General features: G+C 58.1%; 17 protein-coding genes, 6 tRNA genes and 3 rRNA genes. 22 read left to right on the top strand and 4 right to left on the bottom strand.

The window, feature by feature from the left end; genetic code table 11:
* Window positions 1-180 precede the first annotated feature (180 nt).
* Entirely contained in the window at window positions 181-1,170 is a 990-nt protein-coding gene (locus SA190iCDA_RS22585) for a DUF805 domain-containing protein (protein WP_070886175.1), read from the bottom strand.
* Window positions 1,171-1,307: 137 nt separating this feature from the next.
* On the bottom strand, window positions 1,308-1,733 hold the full coding sequence (gene hemJ, locus SA190iCDA_RS22580) for a protoporphyrinogen oxidase HemJ (RefSeq protein WP_070886176.1): 426 nt from the start codon (window positions 1,731-1,733) through the stop codon (window positions 1,308-1,310).
* A gap of 200 nt (window positions 1,734-1,933) precedes the next feature.
* On the opposite strand from hemJ, the gene SA190iCDA_RS22575 reads away from it, so the two are divergent.
* The 3 genes from SA190iCDA_RS22575 (at window position 1,934) to erpA (ending at window position 3,516) form a co-directional block, all read left to right on the top strand.
* Window positions 1,934-2,662: a DUF6776 family protein gene (locus SA190iCDA_RS22575; protein ID WP_070886177.1), complete on the top strand. Its 729-nt coding sequence runs from the start codon at window positions 1,934-1,936 to the stop codon at window positions 2,660-2,662.
* Between the two features lie 13 nt (window positions 2,663-2,675).
* Window positions 2,676-3,086 (top strand): bactofilin family protein, encoded by a 411-nt coding sequence (locus SA190iCDA_RS22570; protein WP_070886178.1) that lies wholly within the window; start codon window positions 2,676-2,678, stop codon window positions 3,084-3,086.
* Window positions 3,087-3,162: 76 nt separating this feature from the next.
* Window positions 3,163-3,516 (top strand): iron-sulfur cluster insertion protein ErpA, encoded by a 354-nt coding sequence (gene erpA, locus SA190iCDA_RS22565; protein ID WP_013789740.1) that lies wholly within the window; start codon window positions 3,163-3,165, stop codon window positions 3,514-3,516.
* A gap of 59 nt (window positions 3,517-3,575) precedes the next feature.
* Here erpA and SA190iCDA_RS22560 read toward each other — a convergent pair whose 3' ends face one another.
* Window positions 3,576-4,646 carry an anhydro-N-acetylmuramic acid kinase gene (locus SA190iCDA_RS22560; protein ID WP_070886208.1) on the bottom strand — a complete coding sequence of 357 codons (1,071 nt, stop codon included), beginning with the start codon at window positions 4,644-4,646 and terminating at the stop codon, window positions 3,576-3,578.
* A 22-nt stretch (window positions 4,647-4,668) separates the two neighbouring features.
* Window positions 4,669-6,084, bottom strand: a complete 1,416-nt coding sequence (locus SA190iCDA_RS22555) for a peptidoglycan DD-metalloendopeptidase family protein (RefSeq protein WP_070886179.1) — start codon at window positions 6,082-6,084, stop codon at window positions 4,669-4,671.
* A gap of 211 nt (window positions 6,085-6,295) precedes the next feature.
* On the opposite strand from SA190iCDA_RS22555, the gene tyrS reads away from it, so the two are divergent.
* The 19 genes from tyrS (at window position 6,296) to rplJ (ending at window position 20,845) form a co-directional block, all read left to right on the top strand.
* Window positions 6,296-7,495, top strand: coding sequence for a tyrosine--tRNA ligase (tyrS, locus tag SA190iCDA_RS22550; RefSeq protein ID WP_070886180.1), 1,200 nt, complete (start codon window positions 6,296-6,298; stop codon window positions 7,493-7,495).
* Window positions 7,496-8,063: 568 nt separating this feature from the next.
* Window positions 8,064-9,599 (top strand): 16S ribosomal RNA (locus SA190iCDA_RS22545).
* A 162-nt stretch (window positions 9,600-9,761) separates the two neighbouring features.
* A tRNA-Ile gene (locus SA190iCDA_RS22540) sits at window positions 9,762-9,838 on the top strand.
* A 19-nt stretch (window positions 9,839-9,857) separates the two neighbouring features.
* Window positions 9,858-9,933, top strand: a tRNA-Ala gene (locus SA190iCDA_RS22535).
* Window positions 9,934-10,190: 257 nt separating this feature from the next.
* A 23S ribosomal RNA gene (locus tag SA190iCDA_RS22530) occupies window positions 10,191-13,082 on the top strand.
* Window positions 13,083-13,219: 137 nt separating this feature from the next.
* Window positions 13,220-13,335: ribosomal RNA gene (gene rrf, locus SA190iCDA_RS22525) — 5S ribosomal RNA — on the top strand.
* The 16S, 23S and 5S rRNA genes sit together here with 2 tRNA genes alongside, the layout of an rRNA operon.
* A gap of 366 nt (window positions 13,336-13,701) precedes the next feature.
* The gene (birA, locus tag SA190iCDA_RS22520) at window positions 13,702-14,661 is read left to right on the top strand and encodes a bifunctional biotin--[acetyl-CoA-carboxylase] ligase/biotin operon repressor BirA (RefSeq protein ID WP_070887116.1); all 960 of its coding nucleotides are present in this window, start codon (window positions 13,702-13,704) and stop codon (window positions 14,659-14,661) included.
* Complete coding sequence (locus tag SA190iCDA_RS22515; protein WP_070887117.1) at window positions 14,651-15,412, top strand: pantothenate kinase; 762 nt, start codon at window positions 14,651-14,653, stop codon at window positions 15,410-15,412. Before birA ends, SA190iCDA_RS22515 begins: the two co-directional genes overlap by 11 nt.
* A complete protein-coding gene (locus SA190iCDA_RS22510) occupies window positions 15,412-16,089 on the top strand; it encodes an SPOR domain-containing protein (protein ID WP_070887118.1) in 678 nt (225 codons plus the stop codon). Before SA190iCDA_RS22515 ends, SA190iCDA_RS22510 begins: the two co-directional genes overlap by 1 nt.
* A 145-nt stretch (window positions 16,090-16,234) precedes the next feature.
* Window positions 16,235-16,319: transfer RNA gene (locus SA190iCDA_RS22505), tRNA-Tyr, on the top strand.
* A 25-nt stretch (window positions 16,320-16,344) separates the two neighbouring features.
* A tRNA-Gly gene (locus SA190iCDA_RS22500) sits at window positions 16,345-16,418 on the top strand.
* Between the two features lie 27 nt (window positions 16,419-16,445).
* Window positions 16,446-16,521 (top strand) — tRNA-Thr (locus SA190iCDA_RS22495).
* A gap of 84 nt (window positions 16,522-16,605) precedes the next feature.
* Window positions 16,606-17,799 (top strand): elongation factor Tu, encoded by a 1,194-nt coding sequence (tuf, locus tag SA190iCDA_RS22490; RefSeq protein ID WP_070887119.1) that lies wholly within the window; start codon window positions 16,606-16,608, stop codon window positions 17,797-17,799.
* Between the two features lie 54 nt (window positions 17,800-17,853).
* Window positions 17,854-17,929: transfer RNA gene (locus SA190iCDA_RS22485), tRNA-Trp, on the top strand.
* A 43-nt stretch (window positions 17,930-17,972) separates the two neighbouring features.
* Entirely contained in the window at window positions 17,973-18,341 is a 369-nt protein-coding gene (secE, locus tag SA190iCDA_RS22480) for a preprotein translocase subunit SecE (RefSeq protein WP_070887120.1), read from the top strand.
* A gap of 13 nt (window positions 18,342-18,354) precedes the next feature.
* Window positions 18,355-18,888, top strand: a complete 534-nt coding sequence (gene nusG, locus SA190iCDA_RS22475; RefSeq protein ID WP_013789748.1) for a transcription termination/antitermination protein NusG — start codon at window positions 18,355-18,357, stop codon at window positions 18,886-18,888.
* 116 nt (window positions 18,889-19,004) lie between these two features.
* Window positions 19,005-19,436, top strand: a complete 432-nt coding sequence (gene rplK, locus SA190iCDA_RS22470) for a 50S ribosomal protein L11 (RefSeq protein WP_013789749.1) — start codon at window positions 19,005-19,007, stop codon at window positions 19,434-19,436.
* Window positions 19,436-20,131: a 50S ribosomal protein L1 gene (rplA, locus tag SA190iCDA_RS22465; protein ID WP_070887121.1), complete on the top strand. Its 696-nt coding sequence runs from the start codon at window positions 19,436-19,438 to the stop codon at window positions 20,129-20,131. The genes rplK and rplA overlap by 1 nt, the downstream gene beginning before the upstream one ends.
* Before the next feature lie 213 nt (window positions 20,132-20,344).
* On the top strand, window positions 20,345-20,845 hold the full coding sequence (gene rplJ / locus SA190iCDA_RS22460; protein WP_070887122.1) for a 50S ribosomal protein L10: 501 nt from the start codon (window positions 20,345-20,347) through the stop codon (window positions 20,843-20,845).
* The last annotated feature ends 27 nt before the right edge of the window (window positions 20,846-20,872 follow it).

Below are 20,872 nucleotides of genomic sequence, written 5' to 3'. Positions count from 1 at the left end.
GCCGCCTAGGTTGCGCGGGAAATCTCGCCATGCGTCGTTGGAGTACTTGGCAAGGGAAAACGCGAACGGCTAGTCCATTGCCTGCGTCCTCCGCCTAGCGGATCGCCACCCGGCCTGGCGAGATTTCTCGCGGCAACGCGGCTCGCGTTGAAACGGCAACAGACCCTAGGGCGTGGCGCATCAGCTGCCGCTCAACAGTTCGCCGAACAGGCCGCCGAAGATCGCCAGCATGGCAAAGCCACTGAGGAACATCATCAGCAGGCCGCCGATCAGCAGGATCAGGAAGATCCCCGCCACCAGGTTCACGCCGAGGCTGTTGGGCGGCGGTGGCGGGCCGTAGCGGTTGCTGCCAGCGGGGCCCGGCACCACCAGCATGACGATCCAGAATACGCTGCTGATGATTGGCACCACGTTGAGCAGCCACAACCAGCCGGACCAGCCCATGTCATGCAGGCGCTGCACGCCGATCTGCGCGCTGATCACCAGCATGCCGATCACCGCGCCGACCATCAGGATGCTGCCGAGGGTTTCGGCGACCACCGTGATGGCCGAGATACCGGCCATGATGGCGACGAAGATGAACAGCAACGCCAACGACCAGGCCAGGTAACGCATCCTGCCGATACGACCCTTGAACGAGTTGATCTTCAACTGGCCAACCTGGCCGGCATGCGGGTCGATATCCGCCTTGGGTGGCGAGTAGGGCGTCTGCGGCTGAGCGGCGGCAGTCGAGCTGGGACGAGGTTGCATGCCCTCTGGCGCTGCTGCCTGGCGAGCCAGATACTTCTCGATGATCACACCACAGGCCGAGCACTCGGCAGCCGTGAACTGCTGGTGGCCGCATTTGGGGCAGGTCATGGACGTCTGCGGCTGTGCCGCTGGCTCCACATTGGCGGCTTTTTCTTCATCCGTTTCCACGAGGCTCAGCGCCGCGGCCAGGTCCGGCTCCTTGCGGGCGCGGGCGCCGGCACGTTGCAGCACGTTCAGGTATTGCTCGGCCTGGGCTTCTTCCAGGTCGCGCTTGATGGCCACCGGGCCGCGGCCAAACAGGGTGTCGATACGTGCGCGATCGCTTTTGAACAGGCTGGCCAGGTTGGCCTTGACCTCGTCCAGCGAAGTGCCAGGCATCAGGCTGCCATCGAAGACGATCTTGTAGCGGAGCTGGCTCATGCGCGTCCTTGTCTGCACGGAAAGAAGTGATCGCCGACCCTATCCCGCCGCCATCGGTTCGACAAGTGGGCGCGGGTCGGTTTTCAGTGCAGCTGAGCGGTGGTTCTCAGCTTGCCAGTAGGCGCGCTGTCGGCGGGTCAGAATGGCCTGACCACGACCAGGATGACGATGGCGAGCAATAGCAGCACCGGCACCTCGTTGAACCAGCGGTAGAACACGTGGCTGCGTGTGTTCTCACCGCGGGCCAGGCGCTTGTACATGGCGCCGCACAGGTGGTGGTAACCCACCAGCAGGATCACCAGGGTCAGCTTGGCATGCATCCACCCCTGGCTCATCCAGCCGGGGGCGAGCATCAACAGGCCCACGCCCAGTACCAGCGTGGCGATCATCGCCGGTGTCATGATGCCTCGGTACAGCTTGCGCTCCATGGTGCTGAACCGTTCACGGCTCGGTGCGTCCTCGCTCATGGCGTGGTACACGAACAGCCGGGGCAGGTAGAACAGACCGGCAAACCAGCAGACCATGGCGACGATGTGCAGGGCTTTGATCCACGGATAAAGCATTGCCGTTCCTTTTCGTAGGTTGTGCTTGCGATACTAGTGCCCATGATGGCAATAGTCATCAGGACGGTTGGCCGCAGGCGGGGTGGGCCTTATCATCGAATTTTCCGTCGAACAGTTTCGAGGCACCCGATGCGCCCATCTGCTCCCTTTGCGATTACACCGCGGCCCTGCGGGCACAGCGTGCCTGGGCATCGATTCTGATGTCGGGTTGGGAGGTTCGCCCCAGCAACCGTGCCCAGGAGCGGCGTCTCCGGGTCTCGCTGGTGCTGCTGCTTGTCGCGGTGCCGCTCGCCTTTTACGCGGGCAATTGGTGGCAAGCCAGGTCCACGCAGCAGCGGGCATTGGCATTTGAACAGACCCAGGCGCAGGTCGAGGCGCAGGCGCGCGAGCTGGACGAGTTGCGTCAGCGCATGGCGGTGCTCAGCAGTGGTGAACAGCTGGCGCAACAATCCAACGAGCAGAGCCGCCTGACCATCAAGCTGCTGGAGGAGCAGAACTTCAAGCAGCAGCAGGAACTGGCCTTCTACAAAGGGGTGTTGGCGCCGGACAGCAAAGTCACTGGCCTGCTGATCCGCAGCTTCGATGTCCACGCAACGGAAACACCGGGCGTCTATCGTTTCAAACTCATGCTCAGCCGCATCGGCGGGGATGACAAGCCGCTGCAGGGTCGTTTGCACGTGCAGTTGGAAGGCAGCATGAACGGCAAGGCGACGAGCCTGCCGCTCAGCCAGTTGAGCGGCGATCTCCCGGCAGGCTCGACCGAGAAGGCGATCCCCTTCGCATTCAAGCACCTGCAGGCGATTCCCGAAGGGGGGCGGCTGGGTGAGCTGCGAATTCCCGAGGGTTTCGTGCCCAAGCGCATAGGTATCAAGGCTGATGTCGAGGGTGGAAAAGCCGTCGAGCGTCAAATCGAGTGGACTGACGGATAGGTGATGGTTCGCCATGTGGAATAAAGGCAAGGGCAAGGCTGACATGCAGCGTTTCGCGGGCAAGACCAGCCTGATCGCGGCGGGCGCGGTATTTCGCGGCGACCTGGAGTTCCAGGGCGCGGTGCAGATCGATGGCAAGGTGCTCGGCGATATCCTTACCGAGCAGGGGTTGGTGCGGGTCAGCGTCGAGGGGCAGGTTGAAGGCGAGGTGCGTGCCCCCCATGTAGTGATCGACGGCGAGATCGTCGGCGATGTCTATGCCGGCCAGCACGTCGAACTGGGGCCCAAGGCCCGGGTTCGCGGCAATCTCTACTATGGCCTGATGGAAATGGCCATGGGCGCCCAGGTCGAGGGTGGCTTGCGGCCGATCAAGGAGCAGGACCGACCGTTGGAGCTGCCCGAGAGCCTGGAAGACGGCCAATAGTTGACCAATTTTCTAGGGTAAGCGGATAATACAGCGCTACCACGCAGTATGGGCGCCTGGCGCCGGGAGAGAGAACATGAGCGTCGAAACCTTCACCCCAGCCGCTGCGATGCAGTTCACGCAGGGAGCGGCCAGCAAGGTTAAGAGCCTGGTTGATGAAGAGGGCAACCCGCGCCTGAAGCTGCGCGTGTTCGTGACCGGGGGCGGTTGCTCGGGCTTCCAGTACGGCTTCACCTTCGATGAGGAGGTGGCCGATGACGACACCATCGTCGAGCGCGAGGGCGTCAGCCTGGTCGTCGACCCGATGAGCTTCCAGTACCTGGTGGGTGCGGAAGTGGATTATCAGGAAGGACTCGAGGGCTCTCGCTTCGTGATCAAGAACCCCAACGCGACCACCACTTGCGGTTGCGGCTCGTCCTTCTCGATCTGAGTTCTGCCCTTGCATGAAAACGCCGCGCATTTGCGCGGCGTTTTCGTTTGCGCCTCGGCTCAGGCTGGGTAGATGGCGCCGAGCACCCGCAAGCCCCGGGCACCGGTAACCTCGGGCCGGTTGGCGGGGATGCCATTGAGGCAACAGTGAGCCAGCCAGGCAAACGCCATGGCCTCGACCCAGTCGGCAGGCACGCCATGATTGTCGGTACTGCTCACCTGGGCTGCGGGCAGCAACGCCTGCAAACGTGCCAGCAGCGCCCTGTTATGGGCACCGCCGCCGCAGACCAGCAATTGAGCGCAGCCTGGTTGCGCGTGCTGCAGCGAAGCCGCGATGCTGGTGGCCGTCAGCTCCAGCAGGGTGGCCTGCACATCCTGTGGCTCAAAGGCAGGCTGCGCGCTCAGGTGCTGCAGCAGCCAGGGCAGGTTGAACAGCTCGCGCCCGGTGCTCTTCGGTCCCGTGGCCTGGAAGAACGGATCCGCCAGCAGCGCCGTCAGCAATTCAGGTTGCACTACACCGCTGGTAGCCCAGGCGCCATCCTTGTCATAGGCATGGCCGAGATGATGGTGAATCCACGCATCCATCAGCACGTTGCCCGGCCCGCAGTCGAAGCCCTTGGCGGGCTTGCCTTGTTCCAGCAGGCTGAGGTTGCTGAAACCGCCCACGTTGAGAATCGCTCGGGCAGCGCCGGGGCTCGCGAAAAGCGCCTCATGAAAGGCCGGCACCAGCGGCGCGCCCTGGCCGCCGGCTGCCACATCGCGGCGGCGAAAGTCGGCCACTACGGTAATACCGGTCAGTTCGGCCAGCAGGGCAGGGTTGCCGATCTGGATGGTGAAGCCCCGCGCGGGTTCATGGCGTACGGTCTGGCCATGGCTGCCGATGGCGCGAATGGCGTCTGGTAGCAGGTTCTGCTCGCGCAACAGGCTGTTGACGCCCTCGGCGACCAGCTGCGCCCACCGCTGTTCGGCAAGGGCGGCGCGGGCCAGTTCGTCCGCGCCAGAGCTGCACAGTTCGAGCAGCTGCTGGCGAAGCGAATCGGGAAAGGCCTGGTAGTGATGGGCGAGCAATCGAGTGCGCTCGCCCTGCTCGACAAGGGCGATGTCCAGCCCATCGAGACTGGTACCGGACATCACGCCGAGATAGAGCACGGGGTCAGCGCTTGTTGAGTGCGAGCATGGTGGCTTTTTCCTGATCCATGCGCGCCATCAGCGGTTTGCTCATCTGCAGGAAACGCTGCTTTTCCTGGCGAGCGATCGGATCGGACATCGGCAGCTTCTGGCTCAGCGGGTCGACGTGGGTGCCGTTGACCTGGAACTCGTAGTGCAGGTGCGGGCCGGTCGACAGGCCGGTGGTACCGATGTAGCCGATGATCTGGCCCTGCTTGACGCTGCCGCCGGTGCGCACGCCCTTGGCGAAACCCTGCATGTGCGCATAGAGGGTGCGATAGCGGCTACCGTGTTGCAGCACCACGGTATTGCCGTAACCACCCTTGCGGCCGGCGAGGATGACCTTGCCATCGCCGGCAGCCTTGATCGGCGTGCCACGGGGGGCGGCATAATCGACGCCCTTGTGAGCGCGGATCTTGTTGAGGATGGGGTGCTTGCGGCCGTTGGAGAAGCGCGAGCTGATACGGGCGAAGTCTACCGGGGTACGAATGAAGGCCTTGCGCATGCTGTTGCCGTCGGCATCGTAGTAACTGACGTTGCCTTGCTTGTCGGTATAGCGAACGGCGGTATAGGTCTTGCCACGGTTGGTGAAACGCGCGGAAAGAATGTTGCCGGTGCCGACCGATTTATCGCCGACCTTCTTGTTCTGGTAGATCACCTCGAACTCGTCGCCTTCACGAATATCCATGGCGAAGTCGATGTCGTAGCCGAAGATGTTGGCCAGATCCATGGTCAGGTTGTGGGACAGGCCGGCACGCTTGGCCGCCACGAACAGCGAGCTGTTGATCACCCCGTGGGCGTAGGACTCGTGCACATCCGGCTTGACCATCTCACGCTTGAAATCGTAACCGCTGTCGGTCTTGCTCAGGCTGATGCTTTCCAGGTCGCTGAGCTGGCTGTGCAGGCTTTCCAGCTGCCCCGCGTCGCTCAGCTGGAACTGCAGTTCCTGGCCGACCTTGAGGCGGGCCAATTGCTTGGCTTCCTTGCTGCTGTTGATCACCTCATGCAGGGTATTGGAACTCAGGCCCACCTTGCTGAACACCGTGGAGAGCGTGTCGCCATTGGCCACGGTGACCGTCTTGTTGCGTGGATCTTCGGGCGGCTGCTCGGCAACTTCCGGCTCTGCCTCAAGCTCGGCATTCTGCGATTGGTTGTTGCCTTCTATTTGCGCGAACGGCGAGTCGACGTCTTCCTCGGTTGCGCCGTCTGCCTGATTGCCGGGCAGGCTCTGCTGAATCTGCTCGGAACCATTGTCCATGTCCAGATTGAGGAAGGTCTTCTTGGCTTCTACTTCGCGGGAGGGAAACACCAGGAGCGCGAGGCTGAGGAGGGCGGCAACGCCGCTGGCTGCGATGATGTGTGTCTTGGGATAGAGCGGCGGCGCTTTAGTTGTAGAGGTCATAGGGCTGCTTTTTGGTGAAGTGAAAAGATGAAGAGGAAAAAGAAGAAACTGATGAATATGCAGTAACTGTATAAAATATAACCAAATCTACCTCGAGGCAACCCCGCAGGTGATGGTCGGCGCCTGGAGTGAGCGATGCAGGGCAAAACTTGTCATTTGTGGGCGATCTTGTATGGTTGGAGCCCTTTTGAATCTGGTGGCTGTGAGTCCTATGAAGTCGGTTGAAGAGCAGCTCGCGCTGATCAAGCGCGGTGCGGAGGAAGTCCTTGTTGAAGCTGAGCTGATCGAGAAGCTCAAGCGCGGTGAGCCGCTGCGTATCAAGGCAGGCTTCGATCCGACTGCACCGGATCTGCACCTGGGGCATACCGTGCTTATTAATAAGCTGCGCCAGTTCCAGGAGCTGGGACATCAGGTGATCTTCCTGATCGGCGACTTCACCGGGATGATCGGCGACCCCAGTGGCAAGAGTGCCACGCGCCCACCCCTGACCCGTGAGCAGGTGCTGGAGAATGCAGAGACCTACAAGGCTCAGGTCTTCAAGATCCTCGATCCGGCCAAGACCGAAGTCGCCTTCAACTCCACCTGGATCAACGAGTTGACCCCGGCCGACTTCATTCGCCTGGCCTCCCAGTACACCGTGGCGCGCATGCTCGAGCGCGACGACTTCGACAAGCGCTATACCGGTAACCAGCCGATCGCCATCCACGAATTCCTGTACCCGCTCGTGCAGGGCTACGACTCGGTGGCGCTGCGCGCCGATGTCGAGCTCGGTGGTACCGATCAGAAATTCAACCTGCTGATGGGACGCGAGCTTCAGCGCGCGTACGGCCAGTCCTCCCAGTGCGTCGTCACCATGCCGCTGCTCGAGGGGCTGGATGGCGTGAAGAAGATGTCCAAGTCCCTGGGCAACTATATCGGCATCCAGGAAGCGCCGGGGGTCATGTACAACAAGCTGGTGTCCATGCCCGATGCGCTGATGTGGCGTTACTTCGAGCTGCTCAGCTTCCGCAGCATGGATGAGATCGAGCAATTCAAGAAGGATGTCGAGGCCGGGGCGAACCCGCGCGACATCAAGATCAAGCTGGCCGAGGAAATCGTCGGCCGTTTCCATGGCGAAGAGGCGGCTGCCAATGCCCACCGTTCTGCCGGTAACCGCATGAAGGAGGGTGAGCTGCCCGAGGACCTGCCAGAAGTCGAGCTGGCCGCGGCCGATGACATGCCGATCGCCGCACTCCTTAATAAGGCAGGCCTGGTGAAAAACGCAGCGGTCGCGCGTGATCTGCTCGGCTCCAATGGTGTGCGCGTGGATGGTCAGGTGGTCGATCGCAACTTCGTGTTCAAGCTGGGTGCGACCCACGTTTGCCAGGCCGGCAAGAAGGCCTTTGCACGCGTTACGCTGAAATCCGAATAAAGCGCAAATAAAGGGTTGACCTGAGTTTCTGGGGGTCTATAATGCGCACCACTTCCGGCGCGGCCTGATCTGAAAACTCCTTGTAGATCAACGAGTTAGATGAAAATAAAGGTTGCACGGACGGCGAATTCGAGTAGAATGCGCCGGCATCGACAGGGCGGTTTGAGTGGCGCTGTTGATGGCTCGATCAGGTTTGATCGAAGGCGGTAAAGAGGGTGTTGACAGCGGTTTGTAACGCTGTAGAATGCGCCTCCCGCTGGAGAGAAGATGATCTGGTCGGGCGCTGCAAGGTGTTGAGAAGAAAGAAAAAGTTCTTCAAAAACAACTTGACAGCAAATGAGGGTGCTGTAAGATGCGCGCCTCGGTTGAGACGAAAGCCTCAGCCAACCGTTCTTTAACAACTGAATCAAGCAATTCGTGTGGGTGCTTGTGGGTTAAGACTGACTGATCGCAAGATTATCAGCATCACAAGTAAACACTCGTTAATTCGAGAGTTACCTCTCTAGCGATAGAGAGATTTGCGATTGCTGAGCCAAGTTTAGGGTTTTCTCAAAACCCAAGCAGTATTGAACTGAAGAGTTTGATCATGGCTCAGATTGAACGCTGGCGGCAGGCCTAACACATGCAAGTCGAGCGGTTGAAGGGAGCTTGCTCCCTGATTCAGCGGCGGACGGGTGAGTAATGCCTAGGAATCTGCCTATTAGTGGGGGACAACGTTTCGAAAGGAACGCTAATACCGCATACGTCCTACGGGAGAAAGCAGGGGACCTTCGGGCCTTGCGCTAATAGATGAGCCTAGGTCGGATTAGCTAGTTGGTGGGGTAAAGGCTCACCAAGGCGACGATCCGTAACTGGTCTGAGAGGATGATCAGTCACACTGGAACTGAGACACGGTCCAGACTCCTACGGGAGGCAGCAGTGGGGAATATTGGACAATGGGCGAAAGCCTGATCCAGCCATGCCGCGTGTGTGAAGAAGGTCTTCGGATTGTAAAGCACTTTAAGTTGGGAGGAAGGGTTGTAGATTAATACTCTGCAATTTTGACGTTACCGACAGAATAAGCACCGGCTAACTCTGTGCCAGCAGCCGCGGTAATACAGAGGGTGCAAGCGTTAATCGGAATTACTGGGCGTAAAGCGCGCGTAGGTGGTTTGTTAAGTTGGATGTGAAAGCCCCGGGCTCAACCTGGGAACTGCATCCAAAACTGGCAAGCTAGAGTACGGTAGAGGGTGGTGGAATTTCCTGTGTAGCGGTGAAATGCGTAGATATAGGAAGGAACACCAGTGGCGAAGGCGACCACCTGGACTGATACTGACACTGAGGTGCGAAAGCGTGGGGAGCAAACAGGATTAGATACCCTGGTAGTCCACGCCGTAAACGATGTCAACTAGCCGTTGGAATCCTTGAGATTTTAGTGGCGCAGCTAACGCATTAAGTTGACCGCCTGGGGAGTACGGCCGCAAGGTTAAAACTCAAATGAATTGACGGGGGCCCGCACAAGCGGTGGAGCATGTGGTTTAATTCGAAGCAACGCGAAGAACCTTACCTGGCCTTGACATGCTGAGAACTTTCCAGAGATGGATTGGTGCCTTCGGGAGCTCAGACACAGGTGCTGCATGGCTGTCGTCAGCTCGTGTCGTGAGATGTTGGGTTAAGTCCCGTAACGAGCGCAACCCTTGTCCTTAGTTACCAGCACCTCGGGTGGGAACTCTAAGGAGACTGCCGGTGACAAACCGGAGGAAGGTGGGGATGACGTCAAGTCATCATGGCCCTTACGGCCAGGGCTACACACGTGCTACAATGGTCGGTACAAAGGGTTGCCAAGCCGCGAGGTGGAGCTAATCCCATAAAACCGATCGTAGTCCGGATCGCAGTCTGCAACTCGACTGCGTGAAGTCGGAATCGCTAGTAATCGTGAATCAGAATGTCACGGTGAATACGTTCCCGGGCCTTGTACACACCGCCCGTCACACCATGGGAGTGGGTTGCACCAGAAGTAGCTAGTCTAACCTTCGGGAGGACGGTTACCACGGTGTGATTCATGACTGGGGTGAAGTCGTAACAAGGTAGCCGTAGGGGAACCTGCGGCTGGATCACCTCCTTAATCGAAGATCGCAGCTTATTCATAAGCTCCCACACGAATTGCTTGATTCATTGTAGAAGACGATGCTGTAACGCCTTGCCTAGGCCGGTGCTCAGTTGGTTGGAGCGCACCCCACGCTGTTGTAGAGAGTAGGGTGAGGTCGGCTTGGTGCCGCCCTGTTATAGGTCTGTAGCTCAGTTGGTTAGAGCGCACCCCTGATAAGGGTGAGGTCGGCAGTTCAAATCTGCCCAGACCTACCAATTCAGGTGCAGATGATACGGGGCCATAGCTCAGCTGGGAGAGCGCCTGCCTTGCACGCAGGAGGTCAGCGGTTCGATCCCGCTTGGCTCCACCACTTTCGGGTTGCAGTCGTTACGTTGAGAGTTCAGAAATGAGCATTCCTGCCGGTGGCAGAGAGAATGTTGATTTCTGGTCTTTGACCAGTCGATACATCGTTCTTTAAAAATTTGGGTATGTGATAGAAGTGACTGATTGGCTGCTTTCACTGGCAGTTGATCTGGTCAAGGTAAATTTGCGTTGTTCTCAAGTGCAAATTTTCGGCGAATGTCGTCTTCACGTTATAGACAGTAACCAGATTGCTTGGGGTTATATGGTCAAGTGAAGAAGCGCATACGGTGGATGCCTTGGCAGTCAGAGGCGATGAAAGACGTTGTAGCCTGCGATAAGCTTTGGGGAGTCGGCAAACAGACTGTGATCCAGAGATCTCTGAATGGGGGAACCCACCTAGCATAAGCTGGGTATCATGCACTGAATACATAGGTGCATGAGGCGAACCAGGGGAACTGAAACATCTAAGTACCCTGAGGAAAAGAAATCAACCGAGATTCCCTTAGTAGTGGCGAGCGAACGGGGACTAGCCCTTAAGTTGATTAGAGTGTAGTGGAAGGCTCTGGAAAGTGCCGCCGTAGTGGGTGATAGCCCCGTACACGAAATGCTCTTATCAATGAAATCGAGTAGGACGGAGCACGAGAAACTTTGTCTGAATATGGGGGGACCATCCTCCAAGGCTAAATACTACTGACTGACCGATAGTGAACCAGTACCGTGAGGGAAAGGCGAAAAGAACCCCGGAGAGGGGAGTGAAATAGAACCTGAAACCGTATGCGTACAAGCAGTGGGAGCCTACTTTGTTGGGTGACTGCGTACCTTTTGTATAATGGGTCAGCGACTTATATTCAGTGGCGAGCTTAACCGAATAGGGGAGGCGTAGCGAAAGCGAGTCTTAATAGGGCGTTTAGTCGCTGGGTATAGACCCGAAACCGGGCGATCTATCCATGGGCAGGTTGAAGGTTAGGTAACACTGACTGGAGGACCGAACCGACTACCGTTGAAAAGTTAGCGGATGACCTGTGGATCGGAGTGAAAGGCTAATCAAGCTCGGAGATAGCTGGTTCTCCTCGAAAGCTATTTAGGTAGCGCCTCGTGTATCACTGCTGGGGGTAGAGCACTGTTTCGGCTAGGGGGTCATCCCGACTTACCAAACCGATGCAAACTCCGAATACCAGCAAGTGTCAGCACGGGAGACACACGGCGGGTGCTAACGTCCGTCGTGAAAAGGGAAACAACCCAGACCGTCAGCTAAGGTCCCAAAGTTATGGTTAAGTGGGAAACGATGTGGGAAGGCTTAGACAGCTAGGAGGTTGGCTTAGAAGCAGCCACCCTTTAAAGAAAGCGTAATAGCTCACTAGTCGAGTCGGCCTGCGCGGAAGATGTAACGGGGCTCAAACCATACACCGAAGCTACGGGTTCAACGTAAGTTGAGCGGTAGAGGAGCGTTCTGTAAGCCTGTGAAGGTGAGTTGAGAAGCTTGCTGGAGGTATCAGAAGTGCGAATGCTGACATGAGTAACGACAATGCGAGTGAAAAACTCGCACGCCGAAAGACCAAGGTTTCCTGCGCAACGTTAATCGACGCAGGGTGAGTCGGCCCCTAAGGCGAGGCAGAAATGCGTAGTCGATGGGAAACGGGTTAATATTCCCGTACTTCTAATTACTGCGATGGAGGGACGGAGAAGGCTAGGCCAGCACGGCGTTGGTTGTCCGTGTTTAAGGTGGTAGGCTGGTTTCTTAGGTAAATCCGGGAAATCAAGGCCGAGAGCTGATGACGAGTTGTCCTTTAGGACGATGAAGTGGTTGATGCCATGCTTCCAGGAAAAGCTTCTAAGCTTCAGGTAATTAGGAACCGTACCCCAAACCGACACAGGTGGTTAGGTAGAGAATACCAAGGCGCTTGAGAGAACTCGGGTGAAGGAACTAGGCAAAATGGCACCGTAACTTCGGGAGAAGGTGCGCCGGTGAGTGTGAAGGGTTTACCCCGTAAGCACATGCCGGTCGAAGATACCAGGCCGCTGCGACTGTTTATTAAAAACACAGCACTCTGCAAACACGAAAGTGGACGTATAGGGTGTGACGCCTGCCCGGTGCCGGAAGGTTAATTGATGGGGTTAGCTAACGCGAAGCTCTTGATCGAAGCCCCGGTAAACGGCGGCCGTAACTATAACGGTCCTAAGGTAGCGAAATTCCTTGTCGGGTAAGTTCCGACCTGCACGAATGGCGTAACGATGGCGGCGCTGTCTCCACCCGAGACTCAGTGAAATTGAAATCGCTGTGAAGATGCAGTGTATCCGCGGCTAGACGGAAAGACCCCGTGAACCTTTACTATAGCTTTGCACTGGACTTTGAGCTTGCTTGTGTAGGATAGGTGGGAGGCTTTGAAGTGGGGACGCCAGTTCTCATGGAGCCATCCTTGAAATACCACCCTGGCAACCTTGAGGTTCTAACTCTGGTCCGTTATCCGGATCGAGGACAGTGTATGGTGGGTAGTTTGACTGGGGCGGTCTCCTCCTAAAGAGTAACGGAGGAGTACGAAGGTGCGCTCAGACCGGTCGGAAATCGGTCGCAGAGTATAAAGGCAAAAGCGCGCTTGACTGCGAGACAGACACGTCGAGCAGGTACGAAAGTAGGTCTTAGTGATCCGGTGGTTCTGTATGGAAGGGCCATCGCTCAACGGATAAAAGGTACTCCGGGGATAACAGGCTGATACCGCCCAAGAGTTCATATCGACGGCGGTGTTTGGCACCTCGATGTCGGCTCATCACATCCTGGGGCTGAAGCCGGTCCCAAGGGTATGGCTGTTCGCCATTTAAAGTGGTACGCGAGCTGGGTTTAGAACGTCGTGAGACAGTTCGGTCCCTATCTGCCGTGGACGTTTGAGATTTGAGAGGGGCTGCTCCTAGTACGAGAGGACCGGAGTGGACGAACCTCTGGTGTTCCGGTTGTCACGCCAGTGGCATTGCCGGGTAGCTATGTTCGGGAAAGATAACCGCTGAAAGCATCTAAGCGGGAAACTTGCCTCAAGATGAGATCTCACTGGAACCTTGAGTTCCCTAAAGGGCCGTCGAAGACTACGACGTTGATAGGCTGGGTGTGTAAGCGTTGTGAGGCGTTGAGCTAACCAGTACTAATTGCCCGTGAGGCTTGACCATATAACACCCAAACAATTTGGCTGTTGGACGGTTGAAGTCGACAGTAATGCCGAAGATTTGCGAGAACACGCACTACCAACCGATATCACATACCCAATTCGCTGCAGCGGCTAAACCCCGAAGCAGCAACCAGTTTGCTTGACGACCATAGAGCGTTGGAACCACCTGATCCCATCCCGAACTCAGTAGTGAAACGACGCATCGCCGATGGTAGTGTGGAGCTTCTCCATGTGAGAGTAGGTCATCGTCAAGCTTCTATAAGAAACCCCAGGTCTCGACAGAGATCTGGGGTTTCGTCTTTTCGGCTCATAAAAACCGGAAGATGCAGGGCAAGCTGACCTGGGTATCGCTTCGCTCAACCGCAGGCTACGGACGATATAGCCCTAAAGACTCAGGCTCCCCCGTGGCAGAGTTGCTGAAAGGAGCGGCGGCAGCGCTCTGATGTTGCCGCGTGCTGCTCGGTAGCCTCGTCCCGCTCATTCAGCTCATTGCGCTCGGCATCAAGATTCACCGAGCCCCTGCTCCCATCCCTTTCTATTCGGATGAATGCGCCCTGGCCGTGTAGGCAGCGGCCGAGTGCATCGTTATCATGCGCTCCTTGAAGCAGGGCAGATCAGGCATGCAGTCTTTATTGCGACTTCTACAGGATGGGCAGTTTCATTCGGGTGAGGAGCTCGGAGCAGCTGTGGGTGTGAGTCGGGCGGCTATCTGGAAGCGCCTGCAGGCGCTCGAAGCCGAGTTCGATCTGCAGATCCACAAGGTTCGCGGGCGTGGGTACCGGCTCGAGACCCCCTTGTCCCTGCTGGACATCGACGCGCTGACCGCTTCGTCCTCGTTCCCGGTCATCCTGCTGCAGCAAGTCGATTCGACCAATGCAGAGGCCCTCCGCCATCTGGCATCCGGCGCCGTTCCGCCATTTCTGGTGATTGCCGAGCAGCAAACCGCGGGTCGTGGCCGGCGTGGTCGCAGTTGGGCGAGTCCATTCGGTGAGAACCTGTATTACAGCCTGGTGCTGCGGGTCAGCGGTGGAATGCGTCAGCTCGAGGGTCTCAGCCTCGTGGTGGGGCTTGCGCTCCTGCAGGTGCTTCGTGAGGCGGGCGTCGAGGATGCCGGCTTGAAGTGGCCCAACGATTTGCTGGTCGGCGGCCGCAAGGTTGCCGGAATCCTGTTGGAGCTCTCTGGGGATCCGGCCGACATCTGTCACGTGGTCATCGGTATCGGTGTAAATATCAATATGCGGGTCCCACCGCGCGGCGAGACCATCGATCAGCCCTGGACCTCGCTGCGTCAGGTGGTGGGCGGTCAGGTTGATCGCAACGGGTTCGTTGCCAGCCTCGACCGTCAACTGCAGCACTATCTGCAGCTGCACCAGACCCATGGTTTCGCCTCGCTGCGTGAGCAGTGGGAGGCCAATCACCTGTGGCAGGGCCGCATGGCAGTGCTCGCCGCTGGGCTGCAATCCGTTCAGGGACGTGTGCTCGGGGTTGACGACACGGGGGCGCTACGCCTGGAAGTCGAAGGGCGGGAACAGGTGTTCAGCGGTGGTGAGCTCAGTCTGAGGTTGCGTGATGATTCTTGAGCTTGACTGCGGTAACAGCTTCATCAAGTGGCGTGTCCTGCCGCGTGCAGGCGTGGGCGCAGCGCTCGCCAGTGGCGTTGCGGATAACGGTGAGGTGCTCATAGCCGCGCTGGCGGATCGTTTTGCGCAGCAGCTATCGACTTGTCGTCTGGTGAGCGTGCGCGCCGATGATGAAACGCGTCTGCTCTGTGCCGCCCTGAGCGAGCGCTTCGCGATCGAGTGCCAGGTGGCGGCGCCTGCACAGACGCTCGCCGGCGTGCAGAACGGCTACGTGGATTATCAACGGTTGGGGCTCGATCGATGGCTCGCTGTCGTCGGTGCTTACAGCCTGGAACAGGGCGCCTGTCTGGTCCTGGATCTCGGTACGGCGATCACCTCGGACTTCATCGCCGCTGGGGGTGCGCATCTGGGCGGTTTCATATGCCCAGGGATGCCGCTGATGCGCAGCCAATTGCTCACCCACACGCGCCGGATTCGCTATGACAGCGCTGCCGTGAAGCAGGCCGGCGACAGCCTGATGCCGGGGCGCTGCACCGCAGAGGCCGTGGAGCGTGGCTGTCGGCTGATGTTGCGCGGTTTCGTGAGTACTCAGCTCGAGCTGGCTCGTCAGCAATGTGGAGATGATGTAGCAGTGTTTCTGACCGGGGGAGATGCGGCGATGGCGGCGGAGTGGGTGCCGGCGGCGCGCGTGGTGCCTGATCTGGTCTTTATCGGTTTGGCGATTGCCTGTCCGGTGGTGGGAGAGAAGTGATGCGCTGGATCTTCATGCTGTTGGTGGTGCTCAACGCCTTCTACTACGTATGGCATCAGCAACAGGTGCCCATGCAGGCGAAGGAGGTTGCACCCCTGTCCCTGTACCAGGACAGCCGACGCGACATCCAGTTGCTGAGCGAATCCCAGCCCCAGGAGCGACGTACTCCTGCTGTCAGAGAAGAGGCGCCTGAACAGGCCGTGTGTCTGTTCCTGGGCCGCTTCGATGAGCCGGCGCAGGCTGAGCAGGTGGAGCAGCGGCTGCTGAGCCTGGATATTCGTTCGCAGACCCTGGTGGTCGAGTCGGCGGGCGCCGTCGATTACTGGGTCTATCTTCCGCCCCTGGCTTCACGTCAGGCCTCGCTAAGGCAACTGCGAGAGCTGCAGGCGCGCAAGATCGACAGCTACATCATCAGCCAGGGCGATCTGGCCAACGGTATTTCGCTGGGCATCTTTCCTCGTCACGATTCGGCCGACAGCGTGATCTCGCGCCTGCGCCGCGCTGGTTACGAGCCGCTGCTACGCGAATTGCCGCGTGCCAACCGCAGTCACTGGGTGCGCATCGCCCCGGAAAGCCGGCGTTTGGTCGATGATTCGCTGCTCGAGCGTTTGTCTTTGGACTTCAATGGCTTACAACATCAATTAATGCCCTGCGAGGGGGTTGCAAGCGTTCGATAGAATGCATAGAATGGCGCCCGCTTCGCAGGGTGGTCATCTCTAGGGATGAAATGCGAAGTTGCTGTTAGCGACGCTAAGCTCAGGTTTTTAAATGAGAAAGTGCTTGACAGTAGGGTGGCAGATAAAGAGAATGCCGCCTCCTTATGGAGGGATTCCCGAGCGGCCAAAGGGATCAGACTGTAAATCTGACGTCATAGACTTCGAAGGTTCGAATCCTTCTCCCTCCACCAGATTTAAGCGCGAGCTGCAGGCTCCGCGGGCATAGTTCAGTGGTAGAACCTCAGCCTTCCAAGCTGATGATGCGGGTTCGATTCCCGCTGCCCGCTCCAGCTTTTGTTGGTCGCGCAATGTGTTTCGCTCATGTAGCTCAGTTGGTAGAGCACACCCTTGGTAAGGGTGAGGTCAGCGGTTCAAATCCGCTCATGAGCTCCATTTAATAAAGGCAGATATGAAAGTATCTGCCTTTGTTTTAATGGCGGTATCGCTAGCTGAATTCTTCGTTCGGGGACGGTCAAAATGGCTAAAGAAAAGTTTGAACGTAACAAACCGCACGTCAACGTTGGCACCATCGGTCACGTTGACCATGGCAAAACCACTCTGACCGCTGCTCTGACTCGCGTCTGCTCCGAAGTTTTCGGTTCGGCCAAGGTCGACTTCGACAAGATCGATAGCGCTCCGGAAGAGAAGGCTCGTGGTATCACCATCAACACTGCACACGTAGAGTACGATTCGTCCGTACGTCACTACGCGCACGTTGACTGCCCGGGTCACGCTGACTACGTCAAGAACATGATTACCGGTGCTGCCCAGATGGACGGCGCGATCCTGGTTTGCTCGGCCGCCGATGGTCCGATGCCGCAGACCCGTGAGCACATCCTGCTGTCCCGTCAGGTAGGCGTTCCGTACATCGTTGTCTTCCTGAACAAGGCTGACATGGTTGACGACGCTGAGCTGCTGGAACTGGTCGAGATGGAAGTTCGCGATCTGCTGAGCACCTACGACTTCCCGGGCGACGACACCCCGATCATCATCGGTTCGGCGCTGATGGCTCTGAACGGCCAGGACGACAACGGCATGGGTACCACTGCGGTGAAGACCCTGGTGGAAACTCTGGACAGCTACATTCCAGAGCCGGTTCGTGCTATCGATCGTCCGTTCCTGATGCCGATCGAAGACGTGTTCTCGATCTCCGGCCGCGGTACTGTAGTTACCGGTCGTGTAGAGCGCGGTATCGTCAAGATCCAGGAAGAAATCGAGATCGTTGGTCTGCGTGCTACCACCAAGACCACCTGCACCGGTGTCGAGATGTTCCGCAAGCTGCTCGACGAAGGTCGTGCTGGTGAGAACTGTGGCGTTCTGCTGCGCGGCACCAAGCGTGACGACGTAGAGCGTGGTCAGGTTCTGGCCAAGCCGGGCACCATCAAGCCGCACACCAAGTTCGAAGCTGAAGTGTACGTTCTGTCCAAGGAAGAAGGTGGTCGTCACACCCCGTTCTTCAAGGGCTACCGTCCGCAGTTCTACTTCCGTACCACTGACGTGACCGGTTCGTGCGAACTGCCGGAAGGCGTTGAGATGGTAATGCCGGGCGACAACATCAAGATGGTTGTCACCCTGATCAAGCCGATCGCCATGGAAGACGGCCTGCGCTTCGCCATTCGCGAAGGTGGTCGTACCGTTGGCGCCGGTGTTGTAGCAAAGATCGTCGAATAATCGATTGATCTGTCCCCATCGGGCCGGCATAATGGTCGGCCTGATTTTAGTTCTAGGTCAGTAGCTCAATTGGCAGAGCGGCGGTCTCCAAAACCGCAGGTTGGGGGTTCGATTCCCTCCTGACCTGCCATTTTCTAACGAATTTGGCGTGTCTTCTCACAGGATCCTTGTTCATGAATGTTAAGGCTGAAGCCAAAGACTCTCGTTTTGATCTGCTCAAGTGGATCGCGGTGGCCCTGCTTGTGGTCGCTGGAGTGGTCGGTAATCAGTACTTTTCCGGTGAGCCGATTCTGTACCGTGTGGTGGGTGTGCTGGTGCTGGCAGTCGTTGCCGCGCTGATTGCGCTGAACACCGCCAAGGGTCAGTCCTTTTTTGGGCTGGCAAAGGAAGCTCGCGTTGAAATTCGCAAGGTTGTCTGGCCGACCCGTCAGGAAACCACGCAAACCACGCTGATCGTCGTCCTGGTCGTGCTCGTCATGGCTCTGGTGCTCTGGGGGCTCGATTCGCTCCTCGGTTGGCTTGTGTCGTTTATTGTAAGTTGAGATAGGGTGTCCCGTGGCTAAGCGTTGGTACGTTGTGCATGCTTACTCGGGTTACGAGAAGCATGTAATGCGTTCGCTGATCGAGCGCGTAAAGTTCGCCGGAATGGAAGATGAGTTCGGCGAGATTCTGGTGCCCACCGAAGAAGTGGTGGAGATGCGTAACGGCCAGAAGCGCAAGAGTGAGCGCAAGTTCTTTCCAGGCTACGTGCTGGTGCAGATGGAAATGAACGAGGCGACTTGGCACTTGATCAAGGATACGCCGCGGGTGATGGGTTTTATCGGTGGTACTGCCGACAAGCCGGCGCCGATCACCGAAAAGGAAGCTGACGCCATTCTGCGTCGTGTCGCCGATAGCGGTGACAAGCCCAAGCCGAAGACGTTGTTCGAGCCGGGTGAGATGGTTCGTGTTATCGATGGTCCGTTCGCTGATTTCAGCGGCGTGGTCGAAGAAGTGAATTACGAGAAGAGCCGCATCCAGGTGGCAGTGACCATTTTCGGTCGTGCCACTCCGGTCGAGCTGGAGTTCAGTCAGGTCGAGAAGTCGTAACTGGCACACGCATCCCATACCCCGCAGTCACAGGCTGCGGGGTTTTGTTGTCACTGGGATAAACAGGCAATAGTCGGGGAGCCGAAAGGCGCTAGAACCCGTAACTGGAGTAGCTAATGGCTAAGAAAATCACGGCTTATATCAAGCTGCAAGTAAAGGCCGGTCAGGCCAACCCGTCGCCACCCGTTGGTCCCGCTCTGGGCCAGCACGGCGTCAACATCATGGAATTCTGCAAGGCGTTCAACGCCAAGACCCAGGGCATGGAGCCTGGTCTGCCGACTCCAGTGATCATCACTGTTTACAGTGACCGTAGCTTCACCTTCGAAACCAAGAGCACCCCGGCCTCCGTGCTGCTGAAGAAAGCAGCCGGTCTGACCAGCGGTTCGGCTCGTCCGAACACTGTCAAGGTTGGCACCGTTACCCGTGCCCAGCTCGAAGAGATCGCCAAGACCAAGCAGGCCGATCTGACTGCAGCTGATATGGATGCAGCCGTGCGTACCATCGCCGGTTCTGCTCGTAGCATGGGCCTCAACGTGGAGGGTGTGTAATGGCTAAGCTGACCAAGCGCCAAAAGGCTATCGCAGCCAAGATCGAGCCGGGCAAGGCCTACAGCTTCAACGATGCTGCTGCGCTGCTGGCCGAAATTTCCGCCGTCAAGTTCTCCGAGTCGGTCGATATCTCGATCAACCTCGGCGTTGACCCGCGTAAATCCGACCAGGTCGTTCGTGGCGCCACCGTTCTGCCCAACGGCAGCGGCAAAACCGTTCGCGTTGCCGTGTTCACCCAGGGTCCGGGCGCTGAAGCTGCTCTGGCTGCCGGTGCTGACCGCGTAGGCATGGACGACCTGGCTGCCGAAATGAAAGGCGGCGACCTGAACTATGACGTGGTCATCGCTTCCCCGGACGCCATGCGCGTTGTTGGCCAGCTGGGCCAGGTACTCGGTCCGCGCGGTCTGATGCCTAACCCGAAAGTCGGCACCGTGACCCCGGACGTAGCCACTGCAGTGAAGAATGCCAAGGCTGGTCAGGTACGTTTCCGTACCGACAAGAACGGCATCATCCACGGTTCCGTCGGCAAGGTTGGCTTCGAAGCCGACAAGCTGAAGCAGAACGTGGAAGCCCTGCTGGCCGATCTGAAGCGTCTGAAGCCGTCGACCTCGAAAGGCGTCTACGTCAAGCGCGTGACCCTGAGCACCACCATGGGCCCAGGTCTGCTGATCGACCAAGGTTCGCTCGACGCTTAATGCATGACGGCGCACGCACCTGGTGGGTGCGCCGCGAAAAAATTGGGGTCCCTGCCTGGCGGGGGCTATCCAAGACCGTAGGGGGCGCAAGCCTCAAACCCGAAGAGCGATCTTCAGCCCTACGCAGATGGTGCTCCCGATTCTTACCGAATCAGACACCAAAACGCCGTCCGGCTCCGGCCGGGCGAAACGGTAACATCCAGGAGTAAACCCGTGGCAATTAAACTCGAAGACAAGAAGGCCATCGTCGCTGAAGTCAACGAGGCTGCCAAAGCTGCCCTGTCCGCTGTCGTGGCTGATGCCCGTGGCGTGACCGTAAGCGCTATGACCGGACTCCGTAAAGAGGCCCGCGAAGCTGGCGTATACGTACGTGTCGTACGTAATACCCTGCTCAAGCGCGCCGTTGAAGGCACTCAGTACGACGTGCTCAACGACGTGTTCAAAGGCCCGACCCTGATTGCGTTCTCCAACGAGCACCCGGGCGCTGCTGCCCGTCTGTTCAAGGACTTCGCCAAGGGTCAGGACAAGTTCGAGATCAAAGCCGCTGCGTTCGAGGGCAAGTACCTTGCAGCCAATCAGATCGACGTACTGGCAAGCCTGCCGACCCGCGACGAGGGTATCGCACAGCTGATGAGCGTTATCCAAGGCGCCACCAGCAAGCTCGCTCGCACGCTGGCAGCCATTCGCGACCAGAAAGAAGCCGCTGCTGCCTAAGGCCGCATAAGCACTTTCGAAATCACA

Source organism: Pseudomonas argentinensis, assembly GCF_001839655.2.
Classification (GTDB): Bacteria; Pseudomonadota; Gammaproteobacteria; order Pseudomonadales; family Pseudomonadaceae; genus Aquipseudomonas; species Aquipseudomonas argentinensis_B.
Note: the sequence above shows the minus strand (reverse complement) of the source record. Positions and strands in the feature narration are given on the sequence as shown.